General features: G+C 46.2%; 9 protein-coding genes, 3 tRNA genes and 3 rRNA genes. 1 reads left to right on the plus strand and 14 read right to left on the minus strand.

The genetic code is table 11. The features are described 5' to 3' along the window. Positions 1-75: 75 nt before the first annotated feature. Positions 76-1,653 (minus strand): glycerol-3-phosphate dehydrogenase/oxidase, encoded by a 1,578-nt coding sequence (locus tag R8806_RS11490; RefSeq protein WP_124317034.1) that lies wholly within the window; start codon positions 1,651-1,653, stop codon positions 76-78. Between the two features lie 315 nt (positions 1,654-1,968). Between R8806_RS11490 and R8806_RS11495 the strand changes: the two genes are divergently transcribed. Continuing rightward, complete coding sequence (locus R8806_RS11495) at positions 1,969-2,742, plus strand: DeoR/GlpR family DNA-binding transcription regulator (RefSeq protein WP_027201863.1); 774 nt, start codon at positions 1,969-1,971, stop codon at positions 2,740-2,742. Between the two features lie 57 nt (positions 2,743-2,799). Here R8806_RS11495 and R8806_RS11500 read toward each other — a convergent pair. From R8806_RS11500 to R8806_RS11560, 13 genes are all read right to left on the minus strand, one after another. Then, positions 2,800-2,873, minus strand: a tRNA-Met gene (locus R8806_RS11500). Positions 2,874-2,910: 37 nt separating this feature from the next. Next, a 5S ribosomal RNA gene (rrf, locus tag R8806_RS11505) occupies positions 2,911-3,021 on the minus strand. 200 nt (positions 3,022-3,221) lie between these two features. Further along, positions 3,222-6,108: ribosomal RNA gene (locus tag R8806_RS11510) — 23S ribosomal RNA — on the minus strand. A gap of 139 nt (positions 6,109-6,247) precedes the next feature. Beyond that, positions 6,248-6,321, minus strand: a tRNA-Ala gene (locus R8806_RS11515). An 86-nt stretch (positions 6,322-6,407) separates the two neighbouring features. Next, positions 6,408-6,481 (minus strand) — tRNA-Ile (locus R8806_RS11520). A 78-nt stretch (positions 6,482-6,559) separates the two neighbouring features. After that, a 16S ribosomal RNA gene (locus R8806_RS11525) occupies positions 6,560-8,084 on the minus strand. Together the 16S, 23S and 5S rRNA genes with 3 tRNA genes alongside form the textbook arrangement of a ribosomal RNA operon. A gap of 864 nt (positions 8,085-8,948) precedes the next feature. Next, positions 8,949-10,424, minus strand: coding sequence for a hypothetical protein (locus R8806_RS11530; RefSeq protein ID WP_229783006.1), 1,476 nt, complete (start codon positions 10,422-10,424; stop codon positions 8,949-8,951). A 30-nt stretch (positions 10,425-10,454) separates the two neighbouring features. Continuing rightward, a complete protein-coding gene (locus tag R8806_RS11535) occupies positions 10,455-11,600 on the minus strand; it encodes a TlpA disulfide reductase family protein (RefSeq protein ID WP_164719593.1) in 1,146 nt (381 codons plus the stop codon). Between the two features lie 35 nt (positions 11,601-11,635). Next, entirely contained in the window at positions 11,636-12,739 is a 1,104-nt protein-coding gene (locus R8806_RS11540; RefSeq protein WP_124316342.1) for a TlpA disulfide reductase family protein, read from the minus strand. A 235-nt stretch (positions 12,740-12,974) separates the two neighbouring features. Continuing rightward, positions 12,975-13,952, minus strand: a complete 978-nt coding sequence (locus R8806_RS11545; protein WP_124316341.1) for a hypothetical protein — start codon at positions 13,950-13,952, stop codon at positions 12,975-12,977. 33 nt (positions 13,953-13,985) lie between these two features. Beyond that, complete coding sequence (locus R8806_RS11550; protein WP_317715683.1) at positions 13,986-14,831, minus strand: RagB/SusD family nutrient uptake outer membrane protein; 846 nt, start codon at positions 14,829-14,831, stop codon at positions 13,986-13,988. A gap of 13 nt (positions 14,832-14,844) precedes the next feature. After that, entirely contained in the window at positions 14,845-15,573 is a 729-nt protein-coding gene (locus tag R8806_RS11555; protein WP_317715685.1) for a RagB/SusD family nutrient uptake outer membrane protein, read from the minus strand. A 10-nt stretch (positions 15,574-15,583) separates the two neighbouring features. Continuing rightward, positions 15,584-19,282 (minus strand): SusC/RagA family TonB-linked outer membrane protein, encoded by a 3,699-nt coding sequence (locus tag R8806_RS11560; RefSeq protein WP_164719592.1) that lies wholly within the window; start codon positions 19,280-19,282, stop codon positions 15,584-15,586. Positions 19,283-19,449: the final 167 nt, after the last annotated feature.

The following is a 19,449-nucleotide window of genomic DNA, read 5'->3' on the forward strand; positions in this document are numbered from 1 at the left end:
GATTCCAATCTGATTATCGTAAACGTTTCCATTACTACTCGCAGCTCTTTCCGGATGAAATACACCGGGCTAAGATCAAAACATGATCTTAGCCGCGATGTAATTTCCTGCCAGTTCAGTGAACTCCTTCACTTCTTCATCAATCCATGCCTGATCCTTCCCAAGTTCTTTCGCCATCACTTCTGCCACCAGCGGGGCTGCCTTAATCGCCTCTCTCGCGTCAACAAACAACAATCGAACCCTCCGTGCAAGAACATCCTCTACCTCTCTGGCCATCTCCTCCCGAACTGCCCAAACAACTTCGGCTACGGTATAATCATATTTATCTGACAGTTTCTTTCCGTATTCCGGATTTTCAGCGATCAACTTCATAATCGCATCCTGATCACTACCATAAACGTACATGTGGTCTTTCAGGTTCGGGTTCTTCCGGTACCCATGTATATGGAATTTTTTCGTCACGCAGGGTCTGGCATCCACCAGTTTCATGGCAATCGCTTTATCCACCGTATCTTCGGCCATCAAACGATAAGAAGTCCATTTACCTCCCGTGATCGTGATTAAATTATTATCGGAAACTATAATCTTGTGTCCGCGGGAAAGTTCTTTCGTACTCTTTCCCTCGTGTTTCGGGGCTGCCAACGGCCGTTGCCCCGCAAACACGGATTCAATATCAGCATACGTCGGGGCCGGGTCCATGTATAAAGAAGCCGTTTTCAGAATAAAATCAATTTCTTCCTTCAACGGTTTCGGCTCTATTTCCGGAACCGGACGCATAATGTCCGTCGTCCCCACGACAACCTTATTGTGCCAAGGTACGGCAAACAACACCCGTCCATCACTCGTCTTCGGCACCATGATCGCATAATCGCTCTGCAAAAACTTCATATCTAACACCAGATGCACTCCTTGGCTCGGTGTCACCATCTTACTATGCCCCGGGGAATCCATCGCCATCAAGTCATCCACGAGAATTCCACAGGCATTGATCACGCTCTTCGCCTTCAACAGCATCTCTTTTCCGGACTCCATATCCACGAACTTCACCCCGGCGACCTTCCCGTTCTGGTCATGCACAATCCCGGAAACCTTCGCTTTGTTAAGTATCACGCCCCCATTATCCGCACAGGTCTGAGCCAAATTAATTGCCATCCGCGAATCATCAAACTGCCCGTCATGATAAACAATACCTCCCTTCAATCCTTTTTTCACCGATGTCGGTAAATACTCCATCACCTTCGTGGGGGAAATAAAACGGCTTCTTCCGTACCCGAAACCAAAAGACAACAGATCATAAAGTGTAAGCCCGCAGAAATACAGGAAATTATCCCAGTATGTATAATTCGATATTACAAAAGCCTGATCCTTCACGAGATGCGGGGCATTAGCCTTCATTCGCCCTCTCTCCCTTAATGCTTCTAATACTAAAGCGACATCGCCTTTTTGAAGATAACGTACACCACCGTGTACCAATTTCGTACTCCGACTGGAAGTACTCTTGGCAAAATCTGCCATTTCTAAAAGGACAACGCTATATCCTCTTGTCGCGGCGTCAACCGCCACTCCTAAACCCGTAGCTCCCCCTCCAACCACAACCATATCCCATACTTTCTCAGGTTCCTGAAGTTTATTCAACATATCTTTTCGGTTCATAACACAATTATTTATGTATTCAACAATCTATAAAATTCCAATAACGTTCCGCAAGCATACTATACACTTACGAACCGAAACTTCGTTTTCTTAAATTCCGTTCTTTGTTATTGGTCTCCATGGCTCATTTCTCGTTACGAGTAGTGCCATCTCTTTCTTTGGTATTGATCTTAATTTACGGAAACTCAGAGCAAAAGTTTCTACTTTTTAAGAAATATATTTCCCCAGTTTAAAATTAATTACAACACTTGATAAGTAATATTCAATAAAACAGATGTATATTTGCATAGATGGAAATATGATTATCGAAACAAAATGAAAACATTATCTTTAAGTGAAAGGCACAACTATATATTGGAAACATTACGCCAGCAAGGTTCCGTTTCAGTTGTTGATCTCGCCAACCAGTTAAAAGTATCTTCTGTAACGATTCGCAAGGATCTTACTTTACTTGAGGAAAAAGAAATGCTCTATCGCACACATGGTAGTGCCATTTTAATCAACCCTTATATCAATGATCGCCATGTAAACGAGAAAGAAAAGTCCTATCCCGAAGAAAAACGACTGATAGGCAGATATGCTGCAAGTCTAATTACAGCAGACGACTCTATTCTCATTGCATCCGGAACAACAATGCATGCGTTGGCCCGAGAGATCGTGCCTCAAGGCCACCTCACAGTAATTGCCGCAGCCATTAACGTTACAAACATTCTAGCTCGTAACAAGAACATAGATATAATACAACTCGGAGGTTTCGTACGGAATAGTTCTGTCTCTGTCGTTGGAAATTATGCAGAAAAAATGCTGGAAAACTTTTCTTGTAGTAAACTCTTCATGGGAGTTGACGGGATAGACTTAGATTATGGATTAACTACCACGAACATGATGGAAGCTAATTTAAATCAGGTAATGATACAAGCCGCACAAAAAGTAGTCGTTCTGGCTGACTCTTCTAAATTCGGACGTAGAGGTTTCGGAAAAATATGCGATCTGGATGCTGTTGATCACATCATCACGGATAAATATGTACCTAGTAAAACTCTCGAGGGATTGCGTGAACGCGGTATCGAGGTAACTGTTGCCGAATAAAATATTAAATTTGATTCAAATAAAAAACCCATTGATTTCTCAATGGGTTTCATTTTGTAGCGAGATCCGGGATTGAACCGGAGACCTCATGATTATGAATCATGCGCTCTAACCAGCTGAGCTACCTCGCCATAAAAATCGCTGAAACAAATTCCAGCGATTTTGAAAATTCGGCATCGACCTACTCTCCCACCTATCGGCAGTACCATCGGCGCTAACGGGCTTAACTTCTCTGTTCGGGATGGGAAGAGGTGGATCACCGTCGCTATAGACACCTTTTAATGCAATTGAAAATTGAAAATGGAGAATGGAAAATTATGATTTCCTTACCTCACTGTTTTTCCAACTTTCGTCACTTCTCGTGGCACTCTTGCCAACGTGACAATATCTTTAAAGTTCATTTATTCATGCTTTCTATCGACCGTCAATCACCTTGATTGACAATCGCTTGGAACGTTAACTGAATCATCTCACCCACCGAACGTCAACTTTCGGGTGATTAGTACCACTCGGCTTTGCCGTCACCGGCTTTACACCTGTGGCCTATCGACGTCGTCGTCTACGACGACCCTGTAAGGAGATCTCATCTCGAGGCAGGCTTCGCGCTTAGATGCTTTCAGCGCTTATCCCGTCCGCGCGTGGCTACCCTGCCGTACGACTGGCGTCATAACAGGTTCACTAGCGGCGCGTCCAACCCGGTCCTCTCGTACTAGAGTCAGGACCTCTCGAATCTCCAGCGCCCACGACAGATAGGGACCGAACTGTCTCACGACGTTCTGAACCCAGCTCGCGTGCCACTTTAATCGGCGAACAGCCGAACCCTTGGGACCTTCTCCAGCCCCAGGATGTGACGAGCCGACATCGAGGTGCCAAACCGCCCCGTCGATATGAGCTCTTGGGGGCGATCAGCCTGTTATCCCCGGAGTACCTTTTATCCTTTGAGCGATGACCCTTCCACGCGGGATCACCGGATCACTATGCCCTGCTTTCGCACCCGATCGACTTGTTAGTCTCCCGGTCAAGCACCCTTGTGCCATTGCACTCTAAGGTTGATTACCAACCAACCCGAGGGTACCTTTGGAAGCCTCCGTTACGCTTTTGGAGGCGACCACCCCAGTCAAACTACCCACCACGCGGTGTCCCCATTACCATGGGTTAGATCCCAGACAAGAGAAGGGTCGTATTTCAACGATGGCTCCTCGATTCCTGGCGAAACCGACTCCTAGCCTCCGACCTATCCTACACGTCCCGTGCCCGGGAACAACGCGAAGCTGCAGTAAAGGTTCACGGGGTCTTTCCGTCCCGTCGCGGGTACCCGGCATCTTCACCGGAACTACAATTTCACCGAGCTCATGGTCGAGACAGTGCCCAGATCGTTACACCATTCGTGCAGGTCGGAACTTACCCGACAAGGAATTTCGCTACCTTAGGACCGTTATAGTTACGGCCGCCGTTTACCGGGGCTTCAATTCAAACCTTCTCGTTTCCGATGAGCTCTCCTCTTAACCTTCCGGCACCGGGCAGGTGTCAGGCCATATACGTCATCTTTCGATTTGGCATAGCCATGTGTTTTTGGTAAACAGTCGCCTGGGCCATTACTCTGCGGCTCTATCACTAGAGCGTCCTTTTTCCCTAAGTTACAGGACTATTTTGCCTAGTTCCTTGACCATGAATCACTCGAGCGCCTTGGTATGTTCTACCCGACCACGTGTGTCCGTTTACAGTACGGTTCCTCGTCACTTGAAGTTTAGCGGGTTTTCTAGGGGGTAAATTGCCTGGACGCTATCCCCTCGGCCGAGGCCTCGAGGTACTATCGACTTTCGCCTCGGGTGGCGTGCTTGACTACCACCCTCAAAGGGTACGGCCTTCAACGCGCTATTCCGTCAGCGCGCGGTCCATTCATCACCCCGTCACCGCGTCACGGTGACGAGAAGCACGGGAATGTTAACCCGTTTCTCGTCGGCATCCCCTTTCGGGTGAGCCTTAGAGGCCGGCTGACCCCCGGCTGATTGACATTGCCGGGGAATCCTTGGTCTTGCGGCGTGGGGGGTTCTCGCCCCCATTATCGTTACTTATGCCTACATTTGCTTTTCATGCCGCTCCAGTCACTCTCGCGGGTGACCTTCAAAGCTGGCAGGAATGCTCTCCTACCGGTTAGCTCATCACTAACCCCACGGCTTCGGTTGACAGTTTGATGCCCGTGTATTATCCACGCGGGATCGCTCGACTAGTGAGCTGTTACGCACTCTTTAAATGAATGGCTGCTTCCAAGCCAACATCCTAGCTGTCTCCGCGATCCCACCTCGTTTGATCAACTTAACTGTCCATCCGGGACCTTAGCCGGTGGTCCGGGTTCTTTCCCTCTCGTCCGCGGACCTTAGCACCCGCGGGCTCACTCCATGATTTCGTGTTCCAGCATTCGGAGTTTATCCGGATTTGATAGGCGGTGAAGCCCTCGCGTCCAACCAGTAGCTCTACCTCTGGAACAGAACATCACAGGCTGCACCGAAATGCATTTCGGAGAGTACGAGCTATTTCCCAGTTTGATTGGCCTTTCACCCCTACCCGCGAGTCATCCGAAAACTTTTCAACGTTTACCGGTTCGGTCCTCCATCACGTGTTACCGCGACTTCAACCTGCTCGTGGGTAGATCACAAGGTTTCGCGTCTAGCGCCACCAACTCGACGCCCTGTTAAGGCTCGCTTTCACTTCGGCTAACGGGCCTGAAGCCCTTAACCTCGCTGGTGACGACTAACTCGTAGGCTCATTATGCAAAAGGCACGCCGTCACCGGATTACCCGGCTCCGACCGCTTGTAGGCGCGCGGGTTCAGGGTCTATTTCACCCCCCTGCTCGGGGTACTTTTCACCTTTCCCTCGCGGTACTGGTTCACTATCGGTCTCTCGGGAGTATTTAGCCTTGCCAGGAGGTCCTGGCGAATTCAGGCAGGATTTCTCGTGTCCCGCCCTACTCGGGATACCGCTATCTTCGAAAGAGGTGTCGTGCACGGGGCTGTCACCCTCCACGGCTTACCTTTCCAGGTAATTGCACTTCGTCTTCCGTCGAATATCGCGGTCCCATGACCCCGCTGTCGCCGAAACGGCAACGGTTTGGGCTCTTCCCCGTTCGCTCGCCACTACTGGGGGAATCACATTTTGTTTTCTTCTCCTGCGGGTAATGAGATGTTTCAGTTCCCCGCGTTCGCTTGCATTACTGCATGACCGTCATCTAGACGGCCGGGTTGCCCCATTCGGAAATCCACGGGTCAAGGGTTACTTGCACCTCGCCGTGGCCTATCGCGGCTTATCGCGTCCTTCATCGCCTCCGAGAGCCTAGGCATCCACCGCGCGCCCTTCGTTGTTCACGTTCGTTAGCGTCGTGTTTTTAAATAATTTTACCTTGTCCCGTGTATCACTACAGGGACGGCTCTGTGTTATTCTACTACATTGTTACTTCGTGGATCAAATGATCCATTAACGTTCCAGCATGTCAAAGAACTTTATCCGTGGAGAATAAGGGAGTCGAACCCTTGACCTCCTGAATGCAAATCAGGCGCTCTAGCCAACTGAGCTAATCCCCCGGCTTTGTAATTTAAAATGTAGAATGTAGAATTTAGAATGAACACCATTTTAAATTTTAAATTCTAAATTTTAAATTTCAGTATCGTAGTCCCTCGCGGAGTTGAACCGCGGACCTCTACATTATCAGTGTAGCGCTCTAACCAACTGAGCTAAGAGACTATGGTTAACCCGTCACGGGCAATCATCTAACGTGAAAAACGTGAAACGTGTAGCGAGCCACATGAACTCCTGCTCCAGAAAGGAGGTGTTCCAGCCGCACCTTCCGGTACGGCTACCTTGTTACGACTTAGCCCCAGTTACCGGTATTACCCTAGCCCGTTCCTCGCGGTCACGATCTTCAGGTACTCCCGGCTTCCATGGCTTGACGGGCGGTGTGTACAAGGCCCGGGAACGTATTCACCGCGCCATGGCTGATGCGCGATTACTAGCGAATCCAACTTCGTGGAGTCGGGTTGCAGACTCCAGTCCGAACTACGACCGGCTTTAGAGATTCGCTCCGGGTCACCCCGTGGCTGCCCTCTGTACCGGCCATTGTAACACGTGTGTCGCCCCGGGTGTAAGGGCCGTGCTGATTTGACGTCATCCCCGCCTTCCTCGCACCTTACGGTGGCAGTCTCGACAGAGTGCCCGGCTTCAACCGATGGCAACTGGCGATAGGGGTTGCGCTCGTTATGGGACTTAACCCGACACCTCACGGCACGAGCTGACGACAACCATGCAGCACCTTGTATCTAGCCCCGAAGGGAATTCCTGTTTCCAAGAAATGCAAAATACATTTAAACCCGGGTAAGGTTCCTCGCGTATCATCGAATTAAACCACATGTTCCTCCGCTTGTGCGGGCCCCCGTCAATTCCTTTGAGTTTCATCGTTGCCGACGTACTCCCCAGGTGGCTCACTTAATACTTTCGCTTGAACCCTGGCAGTGTATCGCCAAGATCCAGTGAGCATCGTTTACGGCGTGGACTACCAGGGTATCTAATCCTGTTCGCTACCCACGCTCTCGCGCATCAGCGTCAGATCGAGCCTGGGAAGCTGCCTTCGCTATCGGGGTTCCAAGTGATATCTAAGCATTTCACCGCTACTTCACTTGTTCCGCCTCCCTCGTCTCGTCTCAAGGTCGCCAGTTTCAACGGCGTGCTACAGTTTAGCTGCAGTCTTTTACCGCTGACTTGGCGTCCCGCCTACGCGCCCTTTAAACCCAATAAATCCGGATAACGCTCGCATCCCCCGTATTACCGCGGCTGCTGGCACGGAGTTAGCCGATGCTTATTCGTCAAGTACTGGCAAAACAGCACGCGTGCCGTCTATTCTTCCTTGACAAAAGAGGTTTACAGGCCATGGACCATTCTTCCCTCACGCGACTTGGCTGGTTCAGGCTCGCGCCCATTGACCAATATTCCTCACTGCTGCCTCCCGTAGGAGTCTGGACCGTGTCTCAGTTCCAGTGTGGGGGACCTTCCTCTCAGAACCCCTAGACATCGTCGGCTTGGTGGGCCGTTACCCCGCCAACTACCTAATGTCGCGCGTGCCCGTCCCGTACCACCGGAATTTTAAATGAAAGATCATGCGATCCTCCAGTATTATGGGATGTTAGTCCACGTTTCCGCGGGTTATCTCCCGGTACGGGGTTGGTTGCACACGTGTTACTCACCCGTGCGCCGGTCGCCGGCGAAGTATTGCTACTCCCCGCTGCCCCTCGACTTGCATGTGTTAAGCCTGTCGCTAGCGTTCATCCTGAGCCAGGATCAAACTCTTCATGGTAAAGTTATTTACAGAAATTTTTATTCTGACCGGGTCATGTGTTTCATGAATCTCGACTCGCGTCGATTATCGATTCACGCTCGCTACGTTGTTTATTTTCACGTCAATATTGTTAAAGAACTCTTCTTGTCATTTTCATCGCCCTCGCTTTTTCAGGAGCGAAAGCGGATGCAAAGATAAGGCGTTTTTATCTTTCCTTCCAAATCTTTTTCGAAGTTTTTTCAAACTTTTTTTCGTGACCCTCGTTAAAGAGAATTCACGTCGTTAAAGATCGTTGTCAACACCACTAGAACGCCGCCTCCACGTGAACCCGACTCCCTCTTTCATCCTCCCCCTGTCCCGTTTTAGCGGGTGCAAAGATAAGGTAAACATTTACCCTTTTCCAAACTTTTCAACCACTTTTTTTCAAACTTTTTCAATCGACGCTGGGATCCAGACTTTTACAACTGGAAGTGCCAGGCTAGAACCAACCCGGGAAGCGGGAAGAACCGGGGATATTCCCCTTCAATACCCGGACAGGCACGCTTCAAGGACACTCCCGAACGCCTTTGAAACGTCTTTGATTCGAATGTGATACGTCTTTGATCCCTGCCTTCAATAGGAATACCACGGGAGTTCAACGGGTATTATGCTAGGAAAGGTTATTGTAAACCGGAGTAAACTCATATCTGGAAACAACAACGAGGGGGCAACGAGAATTCCACACTAAAAACTAAATTACTATTCCTCTCCCCAAAAAAGTTTGATGTCGAAGTAATCTATTCGCACATTTAGAATACTCCGACATCATTAAAAACAATATTAATAGCTATGGGAAAACACACAAAGATTATATTTTTCTATATGAATCTACACTGTGTTTATTCATTTTTCAACATTAAGTATCACTTGATATGTTTTATTCGGCTCGAAATCACAATTATATATTAATAAAAAGTTTTCATCCAAGGCTACTTTCCAATCTTGTCCTTCCGCCAAACGAGGTTTTTTCAATCGTTCCGGGAAGAAATAGCTGAAAGGCAAATCCAGCACGTGTTCGTTTTTGAAGTGATCGCCTTTCATCCGTTGTAAATTGAAATTTTCCTTGGTCTCGATCGTAATAATACATTTTTTCCCTTTGACTTTAGAAGTTACCATGAAATCATTTTCTTCCGGGAGTTCCTGCAAACGGACATTCCATTTCGGGTCCCCGTAATAAGCCAACATATCGCGATCATACCAAAATCCCAACTCGTCTTTAGAAGGCTCCCGACCGAGCAATTTCGTTAAGGATTCCCGACCTTTGACCATTCCCTCGTACACGGATGAACCAAAAGGGTATTTTTCTTTTGTCAGGCAAGGATACCATTCGTGCTGTTGGTTCAGAAAATCCTGCTGGTTCAAGAAAATAGCTTCCGCCAAAGTATAACGCCCCGGAGTCGTCAACCAATATTTCAGTCCTCCCCAGCCGGCACGCCCATGCCAGGTCGGAACGACGTAACCAACCATCGTAGCCGCATTAGCCCCATTCATCCAAGCTACCGCCATACTGTTCTTCGTGTTATTCACGTTCCCGATCAGGCAATTCCCCACGGCAAAATACACTTTACGTTTGCCACTGTCCCGCAATTCCCATTGACCACGTCCCGAGTGTCCGATCAATTTTCCATCGTAACAAGAAAAATAACCGCCAAAAGGCATCTGTAAATGCTTCTCCGAAGCGTGAAAAGCCGTAACGACCAAATCCGGGTTATACTTCACGTACAAATTCGCAAATGCATCACTCACGTCCCCCACTATGGTTCTCGTGATCACGGGTTCCTCTTTACCGTCCTTCTCCCCCCTCAAATTTTCCAAGTGATCGTCCACCCAGCCGTAACGCTCAAACCATTTGGCACTGCTCAATTCCGTGATAGAAGAGATCGCATCATGAATGATCAAAGGTTCCGTACTGTTATTTACCATTTTCATCGCGCAGGCAGCATCATATCCCGTGATGAATCCCCACAGAAAATCTTCGTAAATATCCTCGTCTAACTCTCGGCTCATACGATGGAAATCGATAATGGTCTCCCGCCCTATATTTTCCGGCATATCAACAACTGCCACGTAGCGAGGGCGGAGACGTTTCAATCCTTCCAAGGTTTCCCGTTGCGCTTTATCGTAAAACAACACCTCTGCATCATGTTTTTTCTGTAAAACATCCACCACTTTCATCCATTCCACATCATTTTTCACCGAGACCGAGGCTAAAACAACATACTCGCAAGCCTCTCTTTTCAACTTCTTTTTCTGCGCAACAGACGGAAATGTCATCACCACTGCACAGAATAATACCAACAAACGATAATCTATTTTCATCTTAACACTAATTAAATACACCGATATATTTCATAATCTTTTATTTACCAAAGATTCCAATTGCACTTCCAACTCCCCGCTTTGGGAACAACGATAAACAATTTTCCCTTTAGCGTCAACGAGCAGAAATGTAGGAATAGAGGTGATTTTATACAAATCGTTCACCATTGTGGTAACATGTTCCTCCCCTCGAAATTGCGCCCAAGGCATTTGTTCTTCTTTCAAAGCCTTTTTCCAATTCTCTTCCCCGTCGTTCAAGGCGATGCTCATAAATTTCACCTGTCCGCCGTATCGTTCATATATCTTTTTGAAATAAGAGGAACTACACCGACAAGCCCCACACCATGAAGCCCAAAAGTCAATAACCGTGTATCCTTTGAGGTTCAATTGATCTAATAATTGTACTTTTTCCCCGTTAAGCGCAAGTATCTCAACATCTTCTAAGTTCCTCCCCTTTGCAAACTTTACCGCCTCTTGCAAGTAGTCACGGAATTTCCGCAACGAAAAGCAAGTGTCCGAATCGGAGGCGAACAACGCCCCCATTCTTTCCACGCGAGACCGATCGTAAGTAAACGGTTGTCTTTTCAGTTTTTCTGCCACATACAGATTTACGTGTACATTCCGATGTGCCCGAATAAACTTCACGCACCACTGATCCAATTTTTCCCGTTCCTGTTGTAATTGCTTCCAATCCTCCACTCGTTGTGACACCCCGCTCTTCTCTTCCAATTCCTTGATAATGGCTCTTTGCTCGAGGGTCTGTTGCTGATAGTCAAAATAGTCATCTTGTGCCACAGAACCTGTTACCCTGTAATTTTTCTCTTTTCGAATATCATACTCGCTAAATGCCGATGGCAGGCTATCTATATTGGGAGTCTTGAATCTCAATTCTCCATTCTCTGCGAAAAACTCGATATCCTTGTATTTCAAACGATTCTCTTGCTTCAATTTGAATCGCAATAAACAATAGGTAGGGGTTTTCATGGTATCCCGAAGCGCAAACCGCCCGTTGATGACGTATCCCGTTATATTCCGGTGACTTCCATCCTTGGGATACAGGGACACTTCCGTGCTATCCGGCGCACCGGGAGCGATGCCTTCCAACACGAAAGAATCACTCGTCGACCGCACACAACCTACTATTCCCAACAGCAATAATATTATCAGGTACTTCATACATATTGATTTTAAGGGCGTAAACATTTTCAATGTCAAGACAACAATTCCGATAATTTATCTTTTAGTTGCTCTCTTCTTAAACGTCTATCTATAATTTGATTATTCTCATCCAAAATATAAATCAGCGGGTAAGACGTCCCGATCCGATACAAGTAATCCACGTTTTTACCATCTTTTTCCCACGCGATTCCCTGCATCCATGGCAAGTTATCCTCTTTAACAATTTCTGCCCAACGTGCCTTATCCTTATCCAAGGAGACACTAATCACTTCCAATCCTTTATCATGAAACTCCCGATAATATGTTGAAATTTCCAAGTTTTCTTGACGAGACATCGGCGCGACAGTATTCCAAAACACGACGAGCTTCACTTTTCCTTTCACGTCATACAGGTTGACCTTTTTCCCCGACTGATCCACGAAAGAGAAGTCTTCAGCCGTTGCCCCGATATCCGTTCTTTCCCTGTATGCAATATCTTCAGCTACCTGTCGTCCCCATTCCGTGGCTTTCCCTTTATCGGATAGCGAATTGTATAAATCTTTCGCGATAGATAGAACATGTATACGCGTATAGCTGGTAGCAACATAACCCGCTATATAGGAATCCGGATTCGCCTTAACTAACTCAAACTCTTTATCTTGTTTATCCTTGGCTGCATAAACCATACATTTTCGAAGCGAGTCAAGCTTAGCCCGATCTTTTGCTTGAGAGGCCTCTTGTTGAAACTCTACACTTTTCTTATAAGCTTTTTTCTGGATTTCACAAAGTTGATTAAAAACAGCCTGCTCTGCCCCTCCTCCTTCTACCCAAGAATCCGCTCCAACCGCAATGCCAATTTTTGCTTTATAATTTTCATTTTCCAACACGAAAGGCTTCGTTACTTGTTGTCCTCCAAGGGATAATACTGCAAATATGACCGGTTCATTAACATGTCCTTTCATTTCAAATTTTCCATCTTTTATATCCGCAACGGCAACTGTATCTTTCACGACCATACGCATTCCGACCTCAACCTTTAAAACGTAAATATTCCCAACTTCCACACCATCAACACTCCCTGTTATCGTGTAACTATTTTGAGCATTACAAACACAGAAAACCAAACTCGCTAAAATCATTAAAATACTTCTTTTCATCTCATTTACATTTTTCGTACATACAATTTAACATCATCAATCATAGCAGGTCGATTTTTCAACAGGGACGACCTGCAAGCACCTGTAGAGGGCAATATCGTGCTTCTTCCTAAACAAGGAGAGAGCGGAGAAGGTCGTTATCAACCTCTCCAACCCTCCCTTGCAACAGGAAGAGCAAAACATTGCATTGTTTAGGACTGATATATAGCCCTTGATTTTTACTTAGATAATTTTTCTATTTTAGATCCCACCACTCTTCAAAAGTGTTCACGAAGCCTTGCATCATTTGGAACTTACGGAGAACTTTATCATAATCAGCATAACGATCCAAAAATTCCTGCTCGCGTCCACGATATGCGTACACTCGCGCCACGTATTCGATCAAATCATCCTCTTGCGTGTATGTCGCACGAACATCCGGGATGTCAACATACCACCCCAACATCCCCATATCCTTGTACACATCAAAATTATATTCCGAGGCGGTACTAGCATACGCCTTATTATAATAGGCATCCCTCGTCCCTTCATTGGTTATGGCATACCATTTTACCAGATCCATATTCATATTCCCGTTCAACATCCACGATACCAATTTGGATGCGATCACCCGACCACACCACAAATCAATTTCTTCGTCCGTCATTTGAAGAATATCACACAATTGCCCGACGACAACACCTTTCATCGCCACGTACAAAGGTTTATTTTCTATTCTACAAGGGAGCTGCGACCAAGGTAATATCAAATTTGCGTTCTCGTTCAACGAATCCACAAGAAAATAACATTTAGGAAGAGCCTCCCCCACCTTGGGTACATGCGGAAGCACCCGATTCCGGATCAATTCTGCCGCTTTTAACATGGCAGGAGTATCGCTACTCTGAACGATATAATGCGTAGATCCTTGCCTATCATCTTCCGTACTACCAAACATCACGTAGGAAAGGTTGAATTTTTCCGTTCTCAAGATGGGATTCCCTTCCGCGTCTTTCGCGTAATATTCTTCTCCTAAAGTATCACTGACAAAAATCGGTACTCCCGTTTCAGCATAAATCTTATAGACCAATTGATTAAATTCCCCCGGCTTATCCGGTATCACGAACCAGTTCCGATCGGCATAAGAAGGCGAGGTAATCTCCTCCTCATCCTTGTTGCAACCAACCAAAACCAACAGGCAGCCAAAAATTCCGTATAACAAGTATTTCTTTAACATATCTTCCGTGATTAAAATTGCTTCACTTATTCTCTATTCTCTTCTAAAATTCGGGTCTTCATTCGGACGTTCCGGGCGATCCGGATTTTCCAATACACCCTCACTATATGATATTTCCTTACTCCCGAAAGGCATAATCCAGCCATTATCCGTCCCGTAAGGTTTCAATAGATAGTAACCGGCATACTCCCCGTTTTCCGTTTCATAAACCATGTGACGGATAGTTGTCTCAAGCGGGTATTTCGTGTTCACTGCATAACGCCTCAAATCCGGCCAACGGTGTCCCTCGAAACAAAGTTCTCGGCGGCGCTCCGAGCGGATAAAATTTACTAACTCTTTTTCACTCGATGAAGACAATTTAGGTTGCATTCCCGGGGCATAACGAGTATCAAATAAAGGCTGTAAAGTCGCTATCGCTCCTGCCAGATCCCCTTTCATCGCTTGCGCCTCTGCCTTATTCAAGTATATTTCTACCGTGCGAATCAAGAAAGAATCAAATACCACCGGGTATTCCCAATATTGTTCATAACTATAATTTTTTACCACTCCAAACCGGTCCGAATTTATCCAATGTCGTTCAAAATAACACCTAAAACGAAGGTCAAGCACCTCCGCATCCACCCTATACTCATCTATCAGACTCTGAGAAGCAGAATACACGAGAGAAGTGTTACCATAATCATTCGTTGCCGGCGTAACATAATCTTGAACAGTAGCATACCCCATCGTGAACACGATTTCCGGATTGGATGCCATGTATAAATAATCCCGCTCATCCAGCCATTCCGTGTCATAAAAGAAATTGTTTAGATCAAGCATCTGTAATCCCATGTTCAATGCCGAATCACATTGCGTGATCACCTCATCATATCTCTCCATGTACAGATACACCCTACTCAACAGTGTCCGTGCGGCTAATTGATTCGTACGATAAAAGTTTTTTTGCTCTACTCCGCGCAAGTTTGCGCATTGCCCCGATTAAATCCCTTTCGATAACCCGGTAGACCTCTCCCACGGTTGCCCGGGAAAACTTATCCTCCACGATCCATTCGGTCGTCTTCAGCGGGACACTCAAATCCGCTCCATTATTTTTCACATCGTATGCCCAACCATAAAGATTACTCAACATCAGGTAGTAAGCCGCTCGCAAGAACTGACATTCCCCCAAGATACGCTTCCGGTCCTCGATCGGGTCGTTCGGGAATTCATCCAAAGTACTCATGATCGTGTTCACGTAAGCAATATGAGCGTATAATTTCTCTACCGTTTTATCTTCGCTATCCTCACCGGTATTAGTTTGCAAATAAGGATTTTTCTGCCAAGTAGCAGTATTACGCACTTGTGGTATGAACGAAGGATTATGACTCCCCCACCCCATCGCCACGTGCTCTTCGGCATCATCATCCAAGGCGAACAGGTAACCGTAATAGAGGTCATTAAAGCCAGGTGCTTTCCCGTCGCCTCTACTCTCCATGTATCCATTTCCTATCAACGCCTCATCCAAATCCTTGCACGAGGAAGCGTAGACCTGATCCCGAGAATACTCTTCCAAAAAATCGCTACATCCACCTCCTACCATATAGCACACGAATATCCAGATATAAAATATAATATTTCTCATATCATCAAAATTAAAATGTTACATTCAACGTCAACGAATAGGTCGGACGAACCGATATATTGATCAAGTTCGTACTACCCGACTGAGAGGGATCCTGCCCTTTCAACTTCTTGCTGCAAAGCGTGAAAAGATTTGTTCCACTAACGGATAGGTACGCTGATTTCATATAAAGACGTTTACACAAATGTTCCGGCACCACGTAACGCAACTGGAGACTGGAAAGTTTCAGGTAATTACCCGACGCGACACGTATATCCGAGTAATCATACATGGTCCAGTAATTCTGCTGCCAATCATACGTATTATTTTTCCACCAATAGTTATTCATCTGGTAGTAGGCTTCTCCGCCCACGATACCGGGAATCGTGGTATGCCGTTCATCCCCCGGCACGCGCCAACGTTTTTCCCAGTCCCGACGCAGATTCTTCTCCGGCAACGGAAGAGATCCCCCGTTATCGTACATCCGGAACAAACGAATTTTGGAACCAAGGCTATAGGTCAGATTAAAAGCCAAAACCCAATTGTTGTACTCGAACGAGTTGTAGATACCTCCCTGCAAGAAAGGTTCCCGACAACCGGAGCGGGTCAGCAACTTCGTTCTCCATACTTCTTCCTTATCCATATTCGAATATATCTCGGCATTATTGATGATTACCGGATCCCCGTTTTCATCATACACGGGATCCCCATTTTTATCCAACATGGGTTCTTTCTCGATTGCCCCGTAAAATTCAGGAGCTCCCGTGTCATGATTTAATCCCCGGAACCGGTAACTATAGAACGTATTCACCGGACGTCCTGACACCTGCACTTGCCCATTCAAGTATTGTTGGATCGTAACCTCATTGTCTTGAATCTTTTTATCTTTCGGTTTCACTTTATCCAACAATTGATTGAAAACCGAACCGAATTGCGGATCAAATCTCCAGCGGAAGCCGCGACGCTCCACTCCTCCGGAAGTCGCTTCACTCAACGCGGAAGATACTTTATTGATCATATTATCGATCGGGGTAAACTGGAAGGTAAACTCAAATCCTTGGTTAATCAATGTCCCGGCATTTACCATGTAGTCTCTTGTCCCATTGAACACCGCAACCGTTTTTTTCATGAATGCATTACTCGTATGCCGATAGTAATACCCCAAGCTCCCCCTCAACCTGTTCTTGAAAAGAGAATATTCTATCTCTCCGTTAAAAGTTGAGGTTGTTTCCCACCCCAAGAAGGGATTCGGGAAATTCTGTATCGTGGAATAATATTCGTCAAAAAACGGATGTGTACCATTTTTTTGAATAATCAATTTCGGGGATTCCGTGTTGGACATATTTCCCTGGTAACCGAAAGATAATTTCAACGCAAACGTGTTTACCCAACTAAATCCGTATAAAATATTATCATGCATGTTCCAGCGTCCGGAAAGAGACCAAATAGGCAAGAACTTTTCATGACTTCTGTCCCCGAATTTATTCGACCAATCCGCACGAATGTTCCCGTTCAATATATAAGTATTCTTCCAAGCCCACGAAGCACTGAAAATCAATCCCACCTGACGAGTCAGATTATCCTCCATACGACCTCGTGCCTCATCCGAATGCGACCATTCCGTGAAAGACGTGTATTTCTTAATATCCCAATTATCAAAAATCATCCCGCGATCCGGAAGATAATTTCTCTTGGTTATCCCGAAACCAGAATATTTCGAATGACTCAGTTCTCCGATTAAGTTTGCCGTTATACTTTGATTTTCAGTCAACGATTTGTTATAAGTGAGTGTTCCGCGAAGACTATAACTCTCGTTTTTCGTATTCGATAATTTCAACTCTCCTCCGGCGACACTTGTAGCCGCTGCAGCATTTTGGTCACCGATCTCCAAAGCAGAATTCGGTAAGGCCCGTTTCACAATACACCTCATTGCCAACATCCTACTCGTCTCTTCTCCGTAATAAGTGTCATCGTCCGTGTGGGAAACATTATACGAGAAGTTCACCTCCGCTTTCAGCGAGGAAATAATTCGATAGCCCAACGCCATCTGCATCCCGATTTGATCCGTATCAATATGCCGCCATGAATGCTCCATATCGTTAATAATATTATAATCGGACTTATATTGACTGTTTTGGTCTACATCATAAAATACCAATTCCCCATCTTCCCCGTAAGCAGGCACACTACGAGAGGTGTTGTAAGCGTAATTTGCTACCCCCACATCTTCCGGGGTATACTCTTTCTTTTGCAAATTTCCGTTCAATCCAAAACGGAAATCCCACTTGTCATAATTCACGCTCAAATTGGTCATAGCCGTGTAACGCTTGTTACCTTCACCCCGCGTGTTTCCTTTCTCATCCATGTAACTCAAGGATGAATAATAGCGAAAATTTTCCGATCCCCCGGATACGCTCAACGTGTGATTGTGAGAATAGGTATCCTGTAACAAAATGCCCAACCAATCCGTGTTGGCGGTCTCCATCTCGGACACCTTTCCCACGAATTCATTATACGTGATCTTATTATTCAAATAATCAGAGTAAGCGGCCTCATACCCGACCCAAGCTCCAAGAGACGGCATTCTCCATCCGGCACTAATCGCCTCACGAGAATAAGCGATACGCTCCATCGAATTCATCACGTTCACCGCCCGATCCGTGTAACGCGGGCGCTGACGGAAAGTACCGGTTAAACTATAAGTCACGGCAGGTTTCCCCACTTTCCCCTTTTTGGTCGTGATCACGATCACCCCGTTGGAAGCCTTCGGTCCGTAAATCGCCGTGGCAGAAGCATCCTTCAGGACATCGATCTGATCAATATCACTCGGGTTCAAGCCGGAAATAGCATTCCCAAGCAGGTTCACGAAGTCCAAATCATTGATATTCGAGGCATCCACGTTGACCGGATCTTGCAAGATCACTCCATCCAACACCCACAAAGGCGCTGTTGATCCCAACAAAGTCGTCGTTCCCCGTATCTTGATCTTAGGTGAGGCTCCCACCTGCCCCGTGTTTTGCATGAAAATCATCCCCGGTACCTGTCCTTCCAACATTTGATCCAGCGTGCTGACTCCCGGCTGCATGATATCATCCATTTTCAAGGAGGTGATTGAACTCGTGGATTTCCGTTTGTCCATATTGTAATACCCCAAGGAGACTACCTCTTCTAATTCGTTCACATCCTCCTCCATGAAGATGCGGAGCGTGTCGCTTGCTGCCGTGAACTTCACCTGCCGCAATTGGTATCCCACGAACGAGAACTCCAACATACCTTCTGTCATAGGCAAATCCATAGCGAACCATCCCCTAGTATCCGTTGCCGTTCCCAAGGGCACTCCCGCTACTTTTACGGTTACACCCGGAAGCGGCTGCTTTTGCGTGTCATAAACGAATCCCTTCACTCGTAACGACTTCTTTTGAGATTGCTTTAACACTATAGGTTTAATAATAACCATATTATCCACATACTCCCACGTGAAATTATTACCAAGAATATATTGCAACACATCATCCACTTTCACATTTTTCACATCAAGCGAAATTTTCCGGTCCACCTTAATCTCGTCAAAGCTGTAAAAGAAATCCAATTGTGTCTGTTTCTTCAACTCCGAAATCACATTGACAAATGACATTTCTTCCACTTTCAGCGTCACCATCTGATCCTGTGCCCTCACAGATGCAGAAAGCGAAAAAACGAAACCACATATTAACAAAAAAGTCAATTTCATAATCATCAAAATTTTGGCACATCGATTTCTTAACGGAATCCACGTGCCCGTTCGATTTTTTTTCATACTTTTGTAATAAGAGTTAAACAATCATCCTTCAGGGATCGCGAGTCCCCGCGGGACGTTTACCACACCGGGAGTTGTTGCTGCAATTCCCGGATTGTTTT

Source organism: Butyricimonas faecihominis (assembly GCF_033096445.1).
In the GTDB taxonomy this organism is placed as follows: Bacteria; Bacteroidota; Bacteroidia; order Bacteroidales; family Marinifilaceae; genus Butyricimonas; species Butyricimonas faecihominis.

What these genes read in the sequence shown, in the direction of transcription:
- R8806_RS11490 (WP_124317034.1), bottom strand. Translation starts at nt 1,653, where the DNA reads ATGAACCGAAAAGATATGTTGAATAAACTTCAGGAACCTGAGAAAGTA.
- R8806_RS11495 (WP_027201863.1), top strand. Translation starts at nt 1,969, where the DNA reads ATGAAAACATTATCTTTAAGTGAAAGGCACAACTATATATTGGAAACA.
- R8806_RS11530 (WP_229783006.1), bottom strand. Translation starts at nt 10,424, where the DNA reads ATGAAAATAGATTATCGTTTGTTGGTATTATTCTGTGCAGTGGTGATG.
- R8806_RS11535 (WP_164719593.1), bottom strand. Translation starts at nt 11,600, where the DNA reads ATGAAGTACCTGATAATATTATTGCTGTTGGGAATAGTAGGTTGTGTG.
- R8806_RS11540 (WP_124316342.1), bottom strand. Translation starts at nt 12,739, where the DNA reads ATGAAAAGAAGTATTTTAATGATTTTAGCGAGTTTGGTTTTCTGTGTT.
- R8806_RS11545 (WP_124316341.1), bottom strand. Translation starts at nt 13,952, where the DNA reads ATGTTAAAGAAATACTTGTTATACGGAATTTTTGGCTGCCTGTTGGTT.
- R8806_RS11550 (WP_317715683.1), bottom strand. Translation starts at nt 14,831, where the DNA reads ATGGAGAGATATGATGAGGTGATCACGCAATGTGATTCGGCATTGAAC.
- R8806_RS11555 (WP_317715685.1), bottom strand. Translation starts at nt 15,573, where the DNA reads ATGAGAAATATTATATTTTATATCTGGATATTCGTGTGCTATATGGTA.
- R8806_RS11560 (WP_164719592.1), bottom strand. Translation starts at nt 19,282, where the DNA reads ATGAAATTGACTTTTTTGTTAATATGTGGTTTCGTTTTTTCGCTTTCT.